Source organism: Neobacillus drentensis (genome assembly GCF_036965245.1).
In the GTDB taxonomy this organism is placed as follows: domain Bacteria; phylum Bacillota; class Bacilli; order Bacillales; family Cytobacillaceae; genus Neobacillus; species Neobacillus drentensis_G.
On the sequence record NZ_JBALPG010000008.1, the window covers coordinates 75,063 to 94,049 of the forward strand.

Below are 18,987 nucleotides of genomic sequence, written 5' to 3' on the forward strand. Positions count from 1 at the left end.
TGTATGCGAATTGCTATTTTCACTGATACCTTTTATCCTGACATCAATGGGGTTGCCCGCACGCTTAAACGATTGACCAATTTTTTGGAAGATCAAAACATTACGTTTAAAATTTTTGCACCAGATTCTACTTCCAAGGAGTATGTTTCGAGTCATATCCACCGGTTTAAGAGTCTTTCTTTTTTCTTATATCCAGAATGCCGTTTGGCTTTTCCAAATCTCCTCGAGATCAAGTCAGAGTTGCAGAGCTTCTCACCAGATTTGATTCATGTTGCTACCCCTTTTAACATTGGCCTTTGTGGTGTTTATTTTTCAAAAAAATTAAACATCCCACTCGTTGCATCGTATCACACCAATTTCGATGATTATCTGCAATACTATAACCTTCCATTTCTTTCAAAAGTACATTGGAAATACATGCGCTGGTTCCATCGGACATGTAAAAAGATCTTTGTCCCCTCACCCGCAGCATTCCAATTATTAAAACAGCATGGATTTACAAATCTTGAGCTTTGGCCAAGAGGTGTGGATTGTCAGCTGTTTCATCCTCATTATGATAAGGCAGCTGTTAAAAGGCTTTACTGCCCGCAAGGAGAGTTTCTGCTTACCTATGTTGGCAGATTAGCACCCGAGAAAGATCTAGACACACTCATAGCTGTTGCGAAATCAATGCCCTCAGACATAAATCAAAAAATACAATGGTTAATCATTGGAGACGGTCCATTGCGTGAAGAACTGGAAGCCCAAGCACCAGCTAATATGATATTTACGGGATACTTAAGTGGAAATCGTTTAGCAGAAGCCTATGCCGCATCAGATTTATTTGTTTTCCCCTCACCTACGGAGACATTTGGAAATGTGGTACTTGAATCTCTTGCCAGCGGTACCCCTGTAATTGGGGCGAAATCAGGCGGTGTTCAGAATATTATTAAAGAAGGGGTAACGGGACAATTGTGTAAACCAGGTAATGTTGAGGAATTTTCGGAGGCCATTCTTCAGTTGTTAACCAATGACCGCTTACGTGAACAAATGGGAAGCACTGGAAGAAAGTATGCCCTAACACAAAGCTGGGAGCAAATCCTGCAAAACCTCGTTAGCCAATACACCCACGTAATCGAGGATCGCGATCGCGAAGAACAAAAATACGCTTAAACAAGGGTGTAAGTTAAAAAGGGTGTCAGGCACCGCAAAAAGACACTGTACATTCCACGCCGACATGCTTGCGGTGCCTGACGCATTTATTTAGATGGATTCATACAATTTATGGTTTCGAATGCCGGGTATTGCTACAGGTAAACCGCCATTTTGATAAAAAACTGTTAAATCTATTTTCCCGGACGGTTACAAATTTGGGAGGAGCGGACATTACCATTGCGGCAGCATTTCACCTGATCCTGTTATCATCAGGTGAGGCCAAATTAACAGTAATCGCCAGTGGACTTGCGTTAGCAGCCAGTCATATTCCCGTCCATATGATTAAGCAGCTGTTTCCACGAAAAAGACCGTATTTGATGATCGTTGAAACGAAGTTCCCTGCTAACCCATTGCAAGATCATTCTTTCCCATCGGGTCATACAACGGCCATCTTTTCCGTTGTGACTCCGTATGTATTATTCAACCCGCAGCTGGCATTTGTTCTCATTCCTTTAGGGCTTTGTGTGGGAATATCGAGGATTTACTTAGGACTTCATTATCCCTTAGATGTTCTTGCAGGGGGAATACTTGGGGCCATTACTGGAGAGAAGGTATTCAAATCCCGTTCTTTCACGTGGAATTGCATTATAAACCATATTGTTTACTAAAATTCCGACAGATGGACGATCCGTCTGTTTTTATTTTCTTCCTCCATCAACCGCTGATATAAGGTGAAGGTATTCTATTACCTGCTTCTAAAGTGAAACCACTCGAAAAGAAAAAAGAAATAGAATTTATCTCTCCATTAAAATAAAGAGCCTTCTTCCACTTCTTTATCTTAAGCGATCCCCTACTTTTGATCAGATAGAAAATTCGTTCTTACCATCTCATCATAAATTTCTTTCAATAAGCTATCCGAATTGTATTCAGCTTTTACTTTTTCAATGAATTTCGATCTATTTAGATAATACGACTTAAGATTGAATAAAGATTTAAAATTTTCTAATGCCCCTATCATTTCTAATGTTAACAATGTTCTTAAACACTTATTACATTTTCCACAGTTATACGCAGATCTCGTACAGACATTTAGGTATTTATAAGCGGGTTCAAATTTTGCCACTAAGCGTGTCTTGTCAACCCTACTAAAGTTGGGACAAGTTGAAAACAAATTAACACTTTCCGTAGAAAGCATACTTAGATTTAAAACATCGTAGTAGGCTGAATCCTTTGTTGAGAGCTTGAAATCGTTTATGTGGTATGCTGAGGAATAGTAATATACGTTAAATAACTTTTGAAGAGCTAAAACTGCACTCATATTTCGAAGTGTATGAGTTGCCTGAAAATCGAATGATACAAACTGACTTACATTACTATTGACAATTATTAGTTCTTTACCTAGCTCATACGCACAGGCTCTTGAAATTTTAATTCTATTTTTATAAAGTACTCTTGTCCAATTCTTACCATAGCGACCATGTGAACCAGTATTAAAAAAAGTAAAATGGGTGATTTGATAGTTTTTAGGTTTATCATTCATTAGATTTTCATAAATTGTACTAAAAGAATCAATTCCACATGAAAGACCTGTACCTACTGCACCCGCATTTGGTATAGGATTTGAATCTAATTGCTCACAGATAACATTTATTTTCTTATAATTGTAAAACTGGCTGATGATAGGGATTAAAAAACTGTTGATGGTAAAATACAGCCGTTCTGAAATGGGAGCCTTTACTTGAATATCATAACCATGTTCTAAGGCTTTCCACAACAAACCAATAACAAAAGCATCCGCCCTTTCTTCCGTTAAAAAGTTACCATATTTATCTTCAACCTCATACCATAGGATATCTTCTTTTTCACCTATCGTTATAACAGCCTGTAGCCGAACCGTATTGTTGATCCTCTTAATTTCAGGTTTACCAATTGTAATCATGTAATTTTTTCGAGCCCCCTATTTTCATTGTGAACATAAGATTTCCGAAAATTGTTGTATAGCTATTATTAAATCTTTTTAAAACTCTTAAGAGTTTTAAAAAGGGAGAATCAATGTTAATAGAATACGTTTAGTGAGGACAATAATCTGTTCTCGTAAATGTCACGATAATGTTTAACTTTATTTATAAAGCCACTTCGATCTAAACAAGCATTATTTGTTAATAGTGAGATCTCCTCAACTAAATTTTTTGAGTCTGTTGGTATAACAAAATTGTCCTGTTCTATTGATTTTGCAAAATCAAAGATTTTAAACCGATAACCGAGTCCAATAAAAGGTGTATTTGCAGCAGCCGAAATCACATTGGGATGTAATTTAAAATTGATAGTGAATGCAAATTTCTCTACTAAAGAAAATAGTTCATCCTGATGATAAAGTTTCGAACTCCATTGAACATTTTCTTTATCTTGAATTTTACTATATAGTCGTGCACATGGTTGTATATCTTTAGACCATATATTATAGATAAATATTTTATATCCCCTTTGTACCAAGCTATTACAAACATTTACCAACTGATTTTCAACTAATAATTCGTCTTTACCATAAATGTTATTATTGGTTGTTCCCCAGTTAATTCCAACAATATTTTCTTTCCTATAATCCCAATTTAATTCTTGTATAGGATCGATTTTAACAGATGGATTTAATAATAAACCGGGATCACCACTAATCTCAATTTTATTTTCATCCACACCCATCTGTTTTAGAAAATTAAAAGTAAGAGGGCCCCTAACACCAAAGTATTCTGCATTGTTTACTACATTGTTTAATTTTCCTACAAAATCCTTTTTAAAAGGATGGGCCTGATTATTTAAGTTGCTGATAGCCCTTTTTTCCAAATAATCTACTCCCGATCCCCATACCATTACTTTTTTGCCTTCATTTAATGCTTTATTCAAGATGTTTATACCTGTTGATACAATTAGAGAACCGCCACCCAAAACTACAAAGTCAGAGTTCCTAATCATTTCATTAGATACATTAAAGCCAAAATCAAGAGTGTAATCCTTGTTTTTCATAATCGTTTTTAAATTTTGTACAAAAAGGTCTTTCATTAATTCATCACCTAAGTTTTCATGTCCAATCCATCCAATATATAAAATTCTCATCACCTTTCAAAACTCCTTTGGTTTAAAAATATCTATACTGAAAACTCATAATCAAACGTTCTTAATATAAGTATGTTTATCTCAATCAAAAAGTGATGTTGTAATTGTATATTTTTTGACTTAGGCCCCATTCTAATCTTTTAAAGTAATAAACCCACGCATAAAAATGGATATTTCATATAAATGTATATAAAGTTTAAAGATAAGGAGAGACATTAATGAAAGAAGAGCTTAAGCTTCTGCATTTTGTCCATGATTTTCAACACCATGTAGTGAAAAATTTTTACTACTTAAGTAAGGGGCTCGAGAATGTATGTGATTACAGAGTTTGGCATAAACCAGCTAATATTCATGAAGTCATGAAAGAATTAGATTTTCAACCAGATTTTATATTGTTTAATGATGTTTCAGGAAGTCCTTCCATTACTGGGCTTGGTGAAGTAGATATTCCAATAGGACTACTTATACACGATGCACATCGTAATGTAGATAAACGAAACATGTTTATTGAAAAGTATGATATTCAATTTTTGTTTACGATTTATCGAGATGAATTCCTAAAGAGACACCCTCAATATGAAAAAAGGATGTTTTGGCTGCCACACTTTGTGAATACAAATATTTTTAAAGATTATCAGTATCCTAAAGAAATAAATTGGTTATTAATGGGGAAGATATCAAATCACTACCCAACAAGACAAAGAGTTTATAGGAGAATGAGAAATAAGAACGGTTTTGTGTATCATAGTCATCCAGGATATAAAAACGTAAATGAGCAAGACACGAGGATATTTGTTGGTGAAAACTATGCAAAAGAAATAAATCGGGCTAAAATGTTCATTACAGATGATTCTAAATTTCATCTACCTTTTATGAAATATTACGAAGTATTAGCATGCAACACACTCCTTCTAGCTCCTGCCAATCAGGAACTATTAGATTTAGGGTTCAAGCCTAAAGAAAACTTTGTTGAAATCAATAAATACAATTTTGAACGGGTAGCAGATTATTATTTAATTCATGAAGAAGAGCGAAAAAAAATCGCTCAAGCTGGTTATGAAATGGTGCATGAACGTCATTCATTAGAAGCAAGAGTGAAGGAATTAATAGATATGATAAAACCAATAGTAAAGAAATCTGATCCTATAGATTAAGACATTTAGTACATCATTTTTTACATTTAAAAGGGTGTCAGGCACCACAAAAAGACAGTGTCCACTCTAGGTGGACATGTCCGTGGTGCCTGACACCTCATTAAGTATGTCGTGAAGGTATATTATTAATTTATTATGCTTCAACGACGTTTGGCTGTTGGTAGACTTCTGTTTCTATTTCTCCTGTTGCTTTGCCTGTTAGGACGCCGGCTGTCATGGCTCCGCTTACGTTTAGGGCGGTACGTCCCATGTCAATTAGCGGCTCAACAGAGATTAATAGGCCGACAATCGCAACTGGAAGATTCATAACTGATAATACGATTAAGGCAGCGAAGGTCGCGCCGCCGCCAACACCGGCAACACCAAATGAGCTAATCGCAACTACTAGAATCAATGTAAGAATAAAGGATATGCTGGTTGGGTCAATTCCTGCAGCAGGAGCAACCATTACCGCTAACATCGCTGGATAAATACCGGCACAGCCATTTTGGCCGATGGAAAGCCCAAATGATCCTGCAAAGTTTGCTATTCCTTCAGATACACCAAAGTCTTTTGTTTGCGTTTTGATTGTCATTGGCAATGTTCCCGCACTTGTACGTGAGGTAAAAGCAAAGGTTAAGGTTGGTAATGCTTTTTTCACATAGTTAACAGGGCTTAGCTTCGCAAAAGATATTAGAAGTAAATGCACAATGAACATTAGAATAAGCGCCACATAAGAAGCCACAACAAACTTGCCTAATTTCGCAATTGCCTCATAATCACTCGTTGCTGTCACTTTGGTAATGATAGCCAGAATCCCATATGGTGTCAGACGAAGAATCAGGCTAACGACCCGCATGATAATCGAGTAAAAAGTATCAATAATCTTGGCAAAAAAGTCTGCATGCTCAGGATCTTTACGTTTTACTCCTAAGTAGGCAACGCCGATAAAGGCTGCAAATATGACAACCGCAATTGTCGAGGTTGGACGGGCACCTGTTAAATCTTGAAACGGATTACTTGGAATTAATTCGATAATTTGCTGCGGGAGCGTCATGTTTTCAACGCCAGCTACACGTTCCACTAACTGAGCATTCCGTGCTTTTTCGGCATCACCCTCATTAAGATGAATACCATCAAGACCGAAGCCCAAAGCGGAACCAATGCCAATGGCTGCAGAAATGGCGGTTGTTCCAAGTAAAATGCCGATAACTAAGAAACTGATTTTTCCAATATTTTTAGTCAGCTTTAACTTTGTAAAGGCACCGACAATAGAGATAAATACAAGCGGCATAACGACCATTTGTAAAAGTTTTACGTAACCATACCCTACAATATTAAACCAATCAATTGAACCTGTAGTTACCTCATGTGTTGTTCCGTAGATTAAATGAATAATAAAACCAAATACAATACCTAAACCTAATGCGGTGAACACACGTTTTGAAAACGAAACATGCTTCTTCTGCATGATGAACAACCCTAAAATGAGTAGCAGCAAAATAACTACATTCACAATAATAAGAAAAGTATTCACAATATTCCCCCTTTGCTGATTTATTGAAAATTTTAATACACACAATCCTATCAGTCAAGTCGGAATTTCGATTGTTCTGAACACTTTGCCACTTTAACCCATCAAACGTTTGATATGCTATAAATATGACACCATAACTAGTTCTATTCCAAGAAAAAAATGGTGTCAGGCACCGTCCGTGGACACTGTCCACGAGCGGTGCCTAACACCTATACGACTATTCTCAACTTACCAATGGTAGTTTTATTTCGACTAAGGTTCCTTCTTTAATCTTACTTTTATAGGTGATGCTGCCATGGTGTTGTTTAAGGATTTTATGGCAGATCATGATGCCGAGTCCTGTTCCCTTTTCTTTTAAACTATAAAAAGGCTCACCTAAACGAGGGAGAAGTTCCTCAGGAATGCCACAGCCTTGATCTTGGACTGAAATAATGCACTCGTCTGCCAAACCTTTTTGGAGGTTAATATGTATGTCCCCGCCCTTCGGCATTGCTTCTATTGCGTTCTTAAAAATATTAAGGAAAACCTGCTTTAATTGATTCTTCTCACCTGTAATAATAAATGGCGACTCCTCAAACTTTAGATTAAATTGAATATTGTTCATAAGAGCCTGAGGAGATAGTAACTCGAGTGTATTTTCAATTAATTCTCTTACATTTGTCCGGATCAACTGGACTGCTTGAGGTTTCCCTAATGTGAGAAGTTCACTTGTAATGGTTTCAATCCGCTCTAATTCACTTAAGAGTAAATCATTATATTCAATCGAACTATTTTCCGTTTTATATAGTTGAACAAATCCTTTAATGGTTGTAAGAGGATTACGGATTTCATGGGCCACTCCTGCAGCTAATTCCCCGACAATTGAAAGCTTTTCAGATTGTAAAAGAATTTCTTCGGATTTTTTCCGTTCAGAGATATCTCGGCTGATAATCACTATTTTCTCGATTGCTTCTTTTTCTCCCTTAACAGGCATGCAGCGAGACTCAAATTCAATCCAGCGGTTGTCCTTGTGTTTTAATCGGAATTCCATCGATTGTGACTCTTTATTTTTAAACATGTTCATAATTGTATTTTGAAAATTCGTGATGTCGTCAGAATGAATAAACTTACATAATTCAAACTTTTCCATTTCACAGCATTGGAATCCTAAAACAAGCTCATGCGAAGGAGAGAAATAACTAATCGACTGCTCTTTATCCATCACCATTATAAGGTCTGACGTGTTCTCAGCGATGAGGCGGTACTTTGATTCACTAGCCTCCACCATCTTGTACATGTCTGACAACCGATTATATAATCGATACAGCTTCATATATGACTCAATAAGTAATACACCAATGATTACACCTATCATCACAAACAATAGATATTGAAGATGAAAGAAAGGTTTATCTCTAAATATATTGAAAATGATTGATACAATAATTGCATAGATTAATAGAAATGATCCAAAAAGAATGAAACATTTTTTTACGGAGGTAAGACGTTTTGTAAACCAGTGGACGAGAGAAAATACAGTCATGAGAATGGTCCAGCCAATAATAGCAGGGGCCCATTGACCACTTGATAACAGTCTTGAGGTCAAGGCAAATATCCCTGTAATTAATCCAGGCACGGGTCCAAAATAGGAAAATAACAGAATAACTGGTGCATAGCGAATGTCATAGGAATACCCGTTTTGCTGGAAGGAAAACGATACAAGGATTACGGAAACAATTCCACCATATAATCCGACCCATAAATGTACATGTTTCAATGGTTTAAGATTGATAAATGACCGGATGACTAACGGCATACTTACCATTAGTGAAAAAATCGAGAGATTAATAATGTAGTCTAAATGAATCAACTGACTCCCACCCATACTTTGTATAAATTGCCATATTCTCTCTTATCTTAAACTAGAGTTATTACTATTTCCATAATGAAAGCATTCTTTTTATTGATACTGTGGTCCATTTCGAGTGGGACTATCCCCCCAATTATTTGAGAAATTTGAACATTTATAGCGAATCCATATTTATCAACAAAAATTCTGACTTAGAAAATTGCCTGTTTATCGTAATGCTAATGCTGGTTTTACGATAAACTGCTATCCTATCAGAAAAATAAACCAGCGAGGAGCACATGGATGTACTCCTCGCTGGTTCATTTCATTCTATTTCCCAACTTTAGAACGTTAATTTATTTTGATAGCAAGGTAAGAACAGTATCTAAAATAACATTTACCCCTTTTTCACAATCTTCCCAGCTCGTAAGTTCTTCTTCGCAATGGCTTTTCCCGTTAATACTAGGGACAAAAAGCATCGCAGTCGGAACATAGCTGGCAATAAATTGCGCGTCATGACCGGCACCGCTGACCATTCTTTTATTAGAATACCCCAGCGATTCAGCAGATCGTTCCAATAGCTTACAGATTTCCGGGTCAAACCATACTGTGTCCCGTTCCCATAATTTTGTCATTTTGACCTCGCAGCCCTCGTTGACTCCTAAATGCGGAAGGCTTTGAATGAAATCTTTAACAGCGTTAACGATTTCCATGTCCTTGTGTCGTGCTTCTAGCGTAAACACAACCTTATTTGGAATAACTGTATGGATACTCGGATACACGTTCACTCTTCCGATGGTGAAGACCAATTCATTATCCAATGTGCTTAAGTGGCGGCGAATTTCGTTGATTAAGCTATTAGTCGCAAACAAGGCGTCTTTTCTCATATTCATCGGAGTGGTACCGGCGTGATCCGATTCCCCCGTTACTTCAATTTCATAGCAGGCCATTCCTACCACACATTCAACAACACCGATTGAAAACGCTTCCTTTTCTAAAATTGGCCCTTGTTCAATATGCATTTCTAAAAAGGCGGCCGCCTCTTTTAACCGATTCTCAACCTCCCCTTCGTACCCACTGGCTATTAGTGCCTCCTGAAAGGTCACACCCTCTGAATCTATCTTTTTTAGCATGACAGACTTATCAAATTTACCGGAAAGAACTCCTGATGCCATCATCGAAGGCTCGAATCTAGCACCTTCTTCATTAGTAAAATTCACAATCGTAATAGAAATTCGCGGCTTGATGTTATTTTCTATTATCGTTCTGACTACTTCTAATCCGGTTACGACGCCTAAAACTCCATCAAATCGGCCGCCCTTTTTTACCGAATCCAAATGAGATCCGATTAAAATAGATGGTTTATTCTCGGTGCCTTCTAGTGTGGTGTACATACAGCCTATATCATCCATCTTAACCAATAAGCCTAATTCTTCACAGCAAGCACGGAAGTAATCCCTTACGCGAATATCTTCCTCTGATAAGGACAAGCGTGTGATCCCATTGTTTTCTGTCCGGCCAAAATCAGCAAAGCGTTCCAATTCCTGCTTCAATCTTTCCCCATTGATCATTAGTTTTTGTTTTTGCATGATAAAACACTCCCTCTTAAAAATGAGATTAAGAACATTTTTATGTGAGTTATAAATCTCATGGAGCAGAAAAGCGGAAATTCTGTTTACTATAACTGCAACGGTCTTTCATTACGTAAGCCGTCCCATTCCTATGATAATCTTATTGTTTTATTTGCAAAAATATTCAGTTATTTTAATTATACAATACATCCACTTGCTGTCATTAGACAAAACATATAATCTTTCAGGCCAATTATTTGATAGTTTGTATGACTTCACTTGCTAAGTACCCTTTTAATGTTTCAATCAATGTCTTTAAAGCTTTTGTTTGATAGGAAGTATGAGTTAATATTGAAAAATGCCGTTTAAAAGGCAGCCCCTTCACATCAATCATTCTGATATAGCCATTGACAAGTTCCTTCTCTATCGCCCAGTGGGATAATAGACTTATCCCTAGACCCGCTTCTACAGATTCCTTAATCAGCTGGATGCTTCCAAATTCCATGATTTTTTTCGGGGTAAAATCATACATTCGAAAAAGATTATCTGCAGCCTCCCTTGTACCGGAGCCTTCTTCCCTTAGGATCCAAGTTTCTTCCGCTAAATCAGAAATACTTTTTTCCCGTTTCTCGGTCAATAAATGATGACCGGGCGGAGCAACGATAACCATTTTGTCTTCGGACACTACCTCTGAATTTAAGGTATTTTCTTTAAAAAATCCTTCAATGATGCCAATATCTAACTGATGCATTTTTACAAGCTCAATGATTTCCTTTGTATTTTGGATCTTAATGGATGGACTGATGAGAGGGTATTGCACCTGCATTCTGGCAATAATATGCGGAAGGATATATTCTCCAAATGTGTAGCTCGCGCCAATCGCAATCGGCCCGCTCGCCTTATTTGACAGGTCGTCAACTAATGACTGCATTTTTGTATAAAGTGCTAAAATTTCTTTTGCATGATGGTAAACAATCTCTCCGGCCTTATTGAGGCGCACATACTTATTGCTCCTCTCAAGCAGCCTCGTACCTATAGATTCTTCCAGGGTTCTGATATACTGACTGACCGCCGGCTGTGTCATGTGCAGCTCCTCTGCCGCTTTAGAAAAATTCTCTTTTTCCACGACCTTTACAAACACCTCTAAATGTTGATCCATCATTTTGCCCCCATTAATTTCATTAATCTGTTTTATTTATATGAATTTACTTATCATCCCTATTATATATCTTTATTTTTCTTATGCACGAATCAGGAGTATTCTAAGGATAGAAAATAAACTGAGGTGATATAAATGGGGAGCCAGAGTGCTAAAACTCTATCCTTGAACGAGCAGTCCGAACATCAGCAAAAAAAACCTGAACCAAAGCATTCCATAGGGTTATGGTTAGGAGGGATTGCTTTTACCGTTGTCATAGCGGCATTCGGTTACGTATTATCAAAAGTCCCTGGCTTTGATCATGTTGGACCGCTCGCTTGTGCTATTGTGATCGCAGTCATTTATCGGCAATTTTTCGGTTATCCTGAAAAAATACGCGCCGGGATTCAATTTTCTTCGAAACGTCTATTACGTTTTGCAATTATTTTATACGGTTTAAAACTTAATATTGATATTGTACTTCATCAAGGACTGGGACTGCTTGCACGTGATGTAGGCGTCATTGCCTTTGCCATATTATTTACTGTATGGCTTGGAAAATTGCTGAAAGCAGAATCATCCCTCACCCTGCTCGTTGGAGTTGGGACAGGAGTCTGCGGAGCAGCAGCAATTGCAGCCGTCTCGCCGATCATTAAAGCAAAGGATGAAGATACCGCTATTGGAGTAGGAATTATTGCACTGGTAGGGACGATTTTTTCGATTATCTATACAATCCTGCGCCCTTTCCTTCCGCTAACAGCGATTGAATATGGAATCTGGAGCGGGATCAGCCTTCACGAGATTGCCCATGTCGCCTTAGCAGGAGCCCCAGCGGGTCCAGATGGTTTAGCGATTGCCTTGCTGGCAAAATTAGGCCGGGTTCTGCTCCTTGTTCCACTATGCTTTATTCTAATGTATTGGGTAAAAAGGAAAAGTTCTGGGAGTGCAGGAGATACGAAAATTGAATTTCCCTGGTTTCTTATCGGTTTTATTTTAATGAGTTTGTTTGGAAGTTATGTACTCGGCAAATCGATTCCAGTTACGAAAGCAGCCTTAGATGGGATTTCAACTGCGACCACCTTTATTTTGACAACAGCAATGGTTGGTCTCGGATTGAATGTAAGCTTACGTGATCTCCGTACGAAAGCAGCCCGGCCGCTAATTGCGATGTTGATTACGTCTGTCGTTCTTTCTGTTGTAACATTTTTTATTGCTTAAAAGCTTTATTAGTTTAAAGGCTTGAGAAATACGGGTAAATATTACGATTATTAGCTTCCAAGCCTCAGATGAATTTAATAAAAATAATTATTTTTTTATCGAACCGTTTTTACTCCTCCTTCGTTACCTTTATTGAAAAGATCAGCTAAGGAGGATTTATATCATGAAAAAATGGAATTGGTTATTCTTATTTCTTTTAACAGGAGTACTGCTTGTTGGCTGCAGTTCTAAAGAAAAAGCAGAAGATGCAAAGGCAAATGACCAAACGGAAGAAGTGTCAAAGGAATCAGGAGATGTTCAAACAGAAGAATCCTCTAATGATCCAGTGTCAGCCCTAAAATTAAAGGAAAATGAAAAGATTGGAAAATATCTTGCTGATGCTGACGGTAAGGCAATTTACTACTTCAAAAACGATAAGCCAAATACTTCTAACTGCAGCGGTGAATGTCTGCAAAACTGGCCGGCCTTCTATACTGATAATTTTGAGGTTCCAGAAGGCTTTAACAAAGACGACTTCGGTACTATTACCCGCGATGACACGGGCAAACAACAAACAACCTATAAAGGCTACCCGCTGTACTACTTTGTTAAAGATCAAGCAATTGGGGATGTGAACGGACAAGGGGTTAAAGACGTTTGGTTCATCGTTAACAGTGAAACAACTTTTGCACCATAATATGATACGAAAGGACTGCACTTTTGGCAGTTCTTTTTTCTGTTTACTATAGTTTATACTTAATAAAACTATTTCATAAGGGAGAGAATTCGGCAGTGAAATCGAAAACGGACGAGGAACTGATTGCATTAATTAACCAAAAACATCGACCGGCGCTTGAAGAACTATATGATCGCTATGTAAAGCTTGTCTACAGCTTCTCCTTTAAATTAACAAAAGGTGATAGAGAGAAAACCAAAGAAATTGTCCAACAAGTTTTTCTCCGACTTTGGACAACAACAAGGATTTACAACCCGCTGCAAGGCAAATTTGCAAACTGGATTCTCACCATTACCCGAAACATCGCCATTGATATAATTCGAAAGGAACAAAAACAGCCGGGGATGGTACAGCTGGAACTTAACGAATGGTGGCAAATGGAGGATCAGGAAACAGAAGATGTACCACAGCAAGTTTCAAGAAATCTATTAAAACAACAAATCCAGGAAGCTAAGCAGCATCTCTCTGAACCGCAGCAGCGCCTAATCAATTTATTGTACTGGGAAGGCTATTCCTTAAGTGAAATTGCTAAAATGGAACAAAAACCGCTTGGTACCATTAAAAGCCGGCTGCATCAAACATTAAAAATACTTCGTAATTATTTCAGTAAAGAAATTGGAGGTGTTCCGCATGGAAAATAAATGCGAAAACCTATCTTTATATATCATTGGTGAGCTATCGGTAGATGAAATGGCACAATTTGAACAACATCTAATAACATGTAAACATTGCCGGAAAGAAGTAAATTCTTTAAAGGAGACATGGCAGATGCTTTCTTATGATGTCGAAGAAATGGATGTTCCTGAATCATTAAAAGCTGAGGTCATGGACTTTATTTTTCAAGAAAACTCGACAGAATCAGTTCAAGCTAAGGGGACTGAAAATAAGGGATCATCACTGGCTCAAGCTAAGACAGCTGAAAATGTGGCTACTTTACAGGTTCAAGAAGGAGAGTTAAAAAAGCGTAGTTATCTTGATGGATTAAAAGCATTTCTAGGAAGACAATTTTCACCGTTATCTACGGGCATAACAGCCGTTTTACTATTAGGACTAATCGGGCTTTTCTGGATTAACCTCCATTTGAAGGAAAACATAGTGGTATTAGAAAACAAAGCGAGTTCTCAAACGCAAATTGTCCGGACATTTGATTTAAAAGGGGTGAATTTAGCCGCTTCGGCAAGCGGAAGCGCCTACCTTCTTGAGGAAGGCCGTGACACCGTCCTTGTCATTGATTTATCTAAGTTGCCAAGTACGAAAGATGAGGAAGTATATCAAGTATGGCTCTTAAAGAATGGCAATCGGCAAAGTGCCGGCACACTAAAGCCTGATCCAAATGGTAACGGCATAATCACTAGCCGCCTGCCAAAGGACCTCTCCTTTGATGACATAGGGATTACGCTTGAACCAACTCCAAACAACACACAGCCCCAGGGGCAAAAAGTTCTGGGGACTTCTTAAAGCTTTCTAAATAAGGGTGTCAGGCATCGTCATTGGATATTGTCCAATGGTGGTGCCTGACACCCAGTTACTTATTTTTTCTTAGCGTGTTTGCGCATGTCGAATGCGACGGCGACGATGATGATTAGGCCTTTTACAATGAATTGGATGTACGGGCTTACGCCTAGGAATGCTAGCCCATAGTTGATTACTTGGAATATTAATACCCCTGTGATAACCCCCGGAACAGTTCCAATCCCACCTGATAAGGATACACCACCGACTACGCAGGCTGCAATCGCGTCTAATTCGTACATATTACCCGTGTTGTTCGTTGCACTGCCGACACGTCCCGCTTCTAGAGTGCCCGTTAAGCCGTAAAGAAGACCGGCAATAGTGTAGATGATAATGAGATTTCTAGCGACGTTAACACCTGAAACCTTAGCTGCTTCTGGGTTTCCGCCGATTGCATACATGTTTTTACCAAGCTGAGTTTTATTCCAAATGACCCAAATAATGAGAGATACAATAATGGCATAAAGAATAAGATAAGGGAATTCATATGAACCAATTTTGATACCACGCTGTGCAAAGGTAGTAAATTTTTCACTTAAACCGCCGATTGGCTGTGCACCATATGGCGGACGGTCAAAGTAAATTGAAGTCAGTCCGTATACACCAATCATCATACCTAATGTCGCAATGAACGGCGGAACGTGAAATTTTGAAACAACCACACCGTTTATTGCTGCGATTAAACCTGTTGCAGCCATTGCTAGTAAAATCGGCACAAAAAGCGGTAATTCAGGCAAGTTTGGATACATTTTATACGCATAATCCCCAGCCTGGAGCATAGATGCTGAAATAACAGCTGAAAGTCCGACCATCCGGCCGGCTGAAAGGTCTGTACCTGCTGTAATTAAGATCCCGGCAACCCCAAGTGCAATAATGATCCGGGAGGATGATTGACTTAAAATATTTATTAAGTTCGTCATCGATAAGAAGTCAGGAGAAGCAATGACAATCCCGATAACGAGAAGGACTAAAACTACATAAATAACATTATCAACAAGCCACTTTGATACATTCGATTTTTTTGATGCCTGCGTATTCATTTCAACCGCCTCCTAATACAAAGCTGCTAATCGCATGATTTCTTCTTGAGATGTCGTAGAGGTATCAACGATTCCAGCTGCTTTTCCATTACTCATTACTAAAATTCTATCTGTAACCCCTAAAAGCTCTGGCATTTCGGAAGATATCATGATAATGCCTTTCCCGTCTGCTGCTAATTGGTTAATAAGTTGATAGATTTCAAACTTTGCTCCAACATCAATTCCCCGTGTTGGTTCATCAAGCAATAAAATATCCGGTTTTGTCAGGAGCCAGCGCCCAATAATAACCTTTTGCTGGTTACCGCCTGAAAGACTTCCAATGGATGTTTTTTGCGTAGGTGTTTTCACCTTCATGGAATCAATCACCCACTGCGTATCTTCCTTGACCTTACTGTCTGATAGGAATGGGCCTTTACGGTATTGAGCCATGTTGGAAATAATCGAGTTGAAGCTTATACTTAACTCTGGAAAAATACCGGTTGATCTTCTTTCTTCCGTTACAAGAGCAAAACCGTTTTTGATGGCATGCTGTGGAGAATGATTTTTTACAACCTTGCCGTTTAATTCAATCGTTCCAGCTTTTAACGCTCTCATCCCAAATATCGATTCCAGCACTTCCGTTCGCTTAGAACCAACGAGACCGGCGATTCCTAAAATTTCACCTTTCCTCAGCTCGAAGTTCACTTCAGAAAAAGAAGGCTGCGTCTCAGCAGTTAAATTAGAAACTTTCAGAATCACATCTCCCGGCTTGTTGCTTTTTGCCGGAAAGCGCTGTGACAAATCACGGCCGACCATGAGCTTGATGATTTCATCTGTGGTTAATTCCTCCGCACTTTTCGTCGCAATATATTGACCGTCACGCATAATTGTCACTTCATCGGAAATTTTCAATATTTCCTCCATTTTGTGCGAGATATAGATGATTGCAACGTTATCGCTCTGCAGTCTTCGAATGATGGTGAATAGATGGTTCACTTCATTTTCAGTTAATGATGAAGTTGGTTCGTCCATTACGATGATTTTTGAACCGTACGAGACAGCTTTTGCAATTTCCACCATCTGCATCTCAGAAACGGATAAGCTGCTAACCTTACTGCGCGGGTCAATATTAATATCGAGACCCTTGAATATAGCCTTAGTGTCCTCATACATTTTCTTCTCATCAATGAAGACGCCTTTTTTCGGATAACGGCCGAGCCAAATATTATCCATAACATTACGCTGCCGTACCTGGTTCAATTCCTGATGAACCATGGAAACACCATTTTCAAGTGCCTGCTTGGAATTAGCAAATGCTACTTCTTTTCCTTCAAAAAGAATTTTCCCTTCATCCATCGAATAAATTCCGAACAAGCACTTCATTAATGTTGACTTTCCTGCACCATTTTCGCCCATTAAGGCATGTACAGATCCAGCCTTAACTTTGAGTGAAACATTATTAAGCGCGATAACGCCGGGAAATCGTTTGGTTATATTTTGCATTTCAAGTAAATTGGTTGTACTAGCTTCAGACATTAGCGAACCTCCTCGCTTAAGCATTTAAAAAATATGAGACTTTAAAAGTAAGTCTCATATCTATTCTGAAAAATTTTTTCTATTAAATCGTTGTCCTGCTTCCAAAGAAGCAATGCCCCGAACGAAGGAAAAGGAGCATCTTTTACTTCGTTCGAGGAGCGCCTTGGGGGTAAACATTTGGCTGTCCCCGGACAGGCGCTTCTACTAAAACTTCTTATTCTCTAGTTCTTCTCCATGGCGCTTCCGCTTTTCTTATTTATATGCATCCTTACCAACTTGAATATTATCTTTTGTTACTTCAACGTAAGGAACCCGAACGGCTTTCTTATCGTCAAGCTTCCAAGAAGTTCCGTCTAATACGTCTTTACCTTTTGCTGCATTTGTAGCAAGATCGATGGTAGCTTTACCTTGGTTTTTCGCATCATTTAAAATAGAACCAACCATTTTTCCTTTTTCAATCATTTCAAGCGCTTCTGGAATCGCATCCACACCTACTACTGGCATATACTTGTCACCAGAGAAATACCCTGATTTTTCAAGCGAAGCAATCGCACCTAGTGCCATACCATCGTTGTTTGCAATGACAAATTCAATTTTGTCACTGTATTTTGCTAACCAAGCATCCATTTTTTCAGTAGCTTTCGTGGCATCCCACATAGCAGTATCCATTGCCAACTCTTCTACTTGGATCCCTTTTTGTTTTACAGTATCAATTGCAAATTTCGTACGTGCTTCAGCATCTGGGTGTCCTGGCTCACCTTTTAATAATACGTATTGAAGTTTGCCATCTTTATTTTTGTCATATTTATCTTTGTTTGCTTCCCAAGCTTTCGCGATTAATTCACCTTGAAGTACACCTGATTCTGAAGATGTTGTTCCAACATAGTAAGCTTTTTCATAGCCTTTTAAAACGCTCGCATCCGGCTCTTTGTTAAAGAAGATAACCGGGATATTCTTTGGCTTCGCTTTATCAATAATCGTTTGTGCAGCTTTTGGATCCACAAGGTTAATTGCCAGTGATTTTGCCCCTTTTGCAATTAACGTATCCACTTGCTCAATTTGTTTTGCCTGGTCGTTTTGCGAGTCATTCAACATAAGTTTTACTTTATCTTTTGCTTCCTTCTCCATTGCACGGCGTACATAGCTCATGAAGTTGTCGTCAAACTTATAGATGGTTGCTCCTACTGCAGGAAGATCGCCGTCTTTGCCTTTTGTAGAATCTCCAGATCCGCCGGTTGAACTGCTGCAGCCTGCCGCTAATAGAATACTAGATACAACTGTTAAAGATAGAATTAACCCTTTTTTCTTCTTAAGCATGTAATCATTCTCCTTTTTCTTTTTTAATAAAGACTATGGTAAGCTGCTGTAAGCGACACTTAACACAGTCTTTATGTAAGCCCTTACACCTATGGTAGCATTAGGACAAACGATGCAATAGTTCAAATCTATAGCACATATTTGCGAATATCTAGATTATTTTGCAATCGATTGCAAACGGAAATGTGGAAGCGATTCGATGTTGACTTATCGTAGGG

16 protein-coding genes are annotated in these 18,987 nt (G+C 38.4%); 7 read left to right on the forward strand and 9 right to left on the reverse strand.

Annotation, left to right across the window (positions count from 1 at the left end; translation table 11 throughout):
* The first annotated feature begins 3 nt into the window (after positions 1-3).
* On the forward strand, positions 4-1,152 hold the full coding sequence (locus V7150_RS02115; RefSeq protein WP_335513156.1) for a glycosyltransferase family 4 protein: 1,149 nt from the start codon (positions 4-6) through the stop codon (positions 1,150-1,152).
* Between the two features lie 98 nt (positions 1,153-1,250).
* Complete coding sequence (locus tag V7150_RS02120; RefSeq protein ID WP_420490244.1) at positions 1,251-1,802, forward strand: phosphatase PAP2 family protein; 552 nt, start codon at positions 1,251-1,253, stop codon at positions 1,800-1,802.
* Between the two features lie 182 nt (positions 1,803-1,984).
* On the opposite strand, the gene V7150_RS02125 is transcribed toward V7150_RS02120, so the two are convergent.
* Both V7150_RS02125 and V7150_RS02130 read right to left on the reverse strand, forming a co-directional pair.
* A complete protein-coding gene (locus V7150_RS02125) occupies positions 1,985-3,073 on the reverse strand; it encodes a hypothetical protein (RefSeq protein WP_335513160.1) in 1,089 nt (362 codons plus the stop codon).
* A 116-nt stretch (positions 3,074-3,189) separates the two neighbouring features.
* Positions 3,190-4,245 carry a polysaccharide pyruvyl transferase family protein gene (locus V7150_RS02130; protein WP_335513225.1) on the reverse strand — a complete coding sequence of 352 codons (1,056 nt, stop codon included), beginning with the start codon at positions 4,243-4,245 and terminating at the stop codon, positions 3,190-3,192.
* Between the two features lie 218 nt (positions 4,246-4,463).
* Here V7150_RS02130 and V7150_RS02135 point away from each other — a divergent pair, with 218 nt between their 5' ends.
* Entirely contained in the window at positions 4,464-5,399 is a 936-nt protein-coding gene (locus V7150_RS02135) for a glycosyltransferase (protein ID WP_335513162.1), read from the forward strand.
* A gap of 133 nt (positions 5,400-5,532) precedes the next feature.
* Here the strand turns inward: V7150_RS02135 and V7150_RS02140 are convergent, their stop codons facing one another.
* From V7150_RS02140 to V7150_RS02155, 4 genes are all read right to left on the reverse strand, one after another.
* On the reverse strand, positions 5,533-6,915 hold the full coding sequence (locus V7150_RS02140) for an L-cystine transporter (RefSeq protein ID WP_335513163.1): 1,383 nt from the start codon (positions 6,913-6,915) through the stop codon (positions 5,533-5,535).
* A gap of 223 nt (positions 6,916-7,138) precedes the next feature.
* Complete coding sequence (locus V7150_RS02145; protein ID WP_335513164.1) at positions 7,139-8,764, reverse strand: ATP-binding protein; 1,626 nt, start codon at positions 8,762-8,764, stop codon at positions 7,139-7,141.
* Positions 8,765-9,099: 335 nt separating this feature from the next.
* Entirely contained in the window at positions 9,100-10,332 is a 1,233-nt protein-coding gene (locus tag V7150_RS02150; protein ID WP_335513166.1) for a Zn-dependent hydrolase, read from the reverse strand.
* A 235-nt stretch (positions 10,333-10,567) separates the two neighbouring features.
* Positions 10,568-11,473 (reverse strand): LysR family transcriptional regulator, encoded by a 906-nt coding sequence (locus V7150_RS02155; RefSeq protein ID WP_335513167.1) that lies wholly within the window; start codon positions 11,471-11,473, stop codon positions 10,568-10,570.
* Positions 11,474-11,608: 135 nt separating this feature from the next.
* Here V7150_RS02155 and V7150_RS02160 point away from each other — a divergent pair, with 135 nt between their 5' ends.
* From V7150_RS02160 to V7150_RS02175, 4 genes are all read left to right on the forward strand, one after another.
* On the forward strand, positions 11,609-12,670 hold the full coding sequence (locus V7150_RS02160) for a YeiH family protein (protein WP_335513170.1): 1,062 nt from the start codon (positions 11,609-11,611) through the stop codon (positions 12,668-12,670).
* A gap of 163 nt (positions 12,671-12,833) precedes the next feature.
* Complete coding sequence (locus tag V7150_RS02165; RefSeq protein WP_335513172.1) at positions 12,834-13,346, forward strand: COG4315 family predicted lipoprotein; 513 nt, start codon at positions 12,834-12,836, stop codon at positions 13,344-13,346.
* Positions 13,347-13,441: 95 nt separating this feature from the next.
* Positions 13,442-14,026, forward strand: coding sequence for an RNA polymerase sigma factor (locus V7150_RS02170; protein ID WP_335513174.1), 585 nt, complete (start codon positions 13,442-13,444; stop codon positions 14,024-14,026).
* The gene (locus V7150_RS02175; RefSeq protein WP_335513176.1) at positions 14,016-14,843 is read left to right on the forward strand and encodes an anti-sigma factor; all 828 of its coding nucleotides are present in this window, start codon (positions 14,016-14,018) and stop codon (positions 14,841-14,843) included. Before V7150_RS02170 ends, V7150_RS02175 begins: the two co-directional genes overlap by 11 nt.
* A gap of 71 nt (positions 14,844-14,914) precedes the next feature.
* Here the strand turns inward: V7150_RS02175 and mglC are convergent, their stop codons facing one another.
* From mglC to mglB, 3 genes are all read right to left on the reverse strand, one after another.
* Positions 14,915-15,937, reverse strand: a complete 1,023-nt coding sequence (gene mglC / locus V7150_RS02180) for a galactose/methyl galactoside ABC transporter permease MglC (RefSeq protein ID WP_283921539.1) — start codon at positions 15,935-15,937, stop codon at positions 14,915-14,917.
* A 12-nt stretch (positions 15,938-15,949) separates the two neighbouring features.
* Positions 15,950-17,452 carry a galactose/methyl galactoside ABC transporter ATP-binding protein MglA gene (mglA, locus tag V7150_RS02185; RefSeq protein WP_335513179.1) on the reverse strand — a complete coding sequence of 501 codons (1,503 nt, stop codon included), beginning with the start codon at positions 17,450-17,452 and terminating at the stop codon, positions 15,950-15,952.
* A 252-nt stretch (positions 17,453-17,704) separates the two neighbouring features.
* The gene (gene mglB, locus V7150_RS02190; protein WP_335513181.1) at positions 17,705-18,769 is read right to left on the reverse strand and encodes a galactose/glucose ABC transporter substrate-binding protein MglB; all 1,065 of its coding nucleotides are present in this window, start codon (positions 18,767-18,769) and stop codon (positions 17,705-17,707) included.
* Positions 18,770-18,987: the final 218 nt, after the last annotated feature.

Bases quoted from the DNA above. Each gene is read 5' to 3' on its own strand.
- mglC (WP_283921539.1), bottom strand. From the start codon at position 15,937: ATGAATACGCAGGCATCAAAAAAATCGAATGTATCAAAGTGGCTTGTT.
- V7150_RS02160 (WP_335513170.1), top strand. From the start codon at position 11,609: ATGGGGAGCCAGAGTGCTAAAACTCTATCCTTGAACGAGCAGTCCGAA.
- mglA (WP_335513179.1), bottom strand. From the start codon at position 17,452: ATGTCTGAAGCTAGTACAACCAATTTACTTGAAATGCAAAATATAACC.
- V7150_RS02165 (WP_335513172.1), top strand. From the start codon at position 12,834: ATGAAAAAATGGAATTGGTTATTCTTATTTCTTTTAACAGGAGTACTG.
- V7150_RS02175 (WP_335513176.1), top strand. From the start codon at position 14,016: ATGGAAAATAAATGCGAAAACCTATCTTTATATATCATTGGTGAGCTA.
- V7150_RS02135 (WP_335513162.1), top strand. From the start codon at position 4,464: ATGAAAGAAGAGCTTAAGCTTCTGCATTTTGTCCATGATTTTCAACAC.
- V7150_RS02150 (WP_335513166.1), bottom strand. From the start codon at position 10,332: ATGCAAAAACAAAAACTAATGATCAATGGGGAAAGATTGAAGCAGGAA.
- mglB (WP_335513181.1), bottom strand. From the start codon at position 18,769: ATGCTTAAGAAGAAAAAAGGGTTAATTCTATCTTTAACAGTTGTATCT.
- V7150_RS02115 (WP_335513156.1), top strand. From the start codon at position 4: ATGCGAATTGCTATTTTCACTGATACCTTTTATCCTGACATCAATGGG.
- V7150_RS02155 (WP_335513167.1), bottom strand. From the start codon at position 11,473: ATGGATCAACATTTAGAGGTGTTTGTAAAGGTCGTGGAAAAAGAGAAT.
- V7150_RS02125 (WP_335513160.1), bottom strand. From the start codon at position 3,073: ATGATTACAATTGGTAAACCTGAAATTAAGAGGATCAACAATACGGTT.
- V7150_RS02130 (WP_335513225.1), bottom strand. From the start codon at position 4,245: ATGAGAATTTTATATATTGGATGGATTGGACATGAAAACTTAGGTGAT.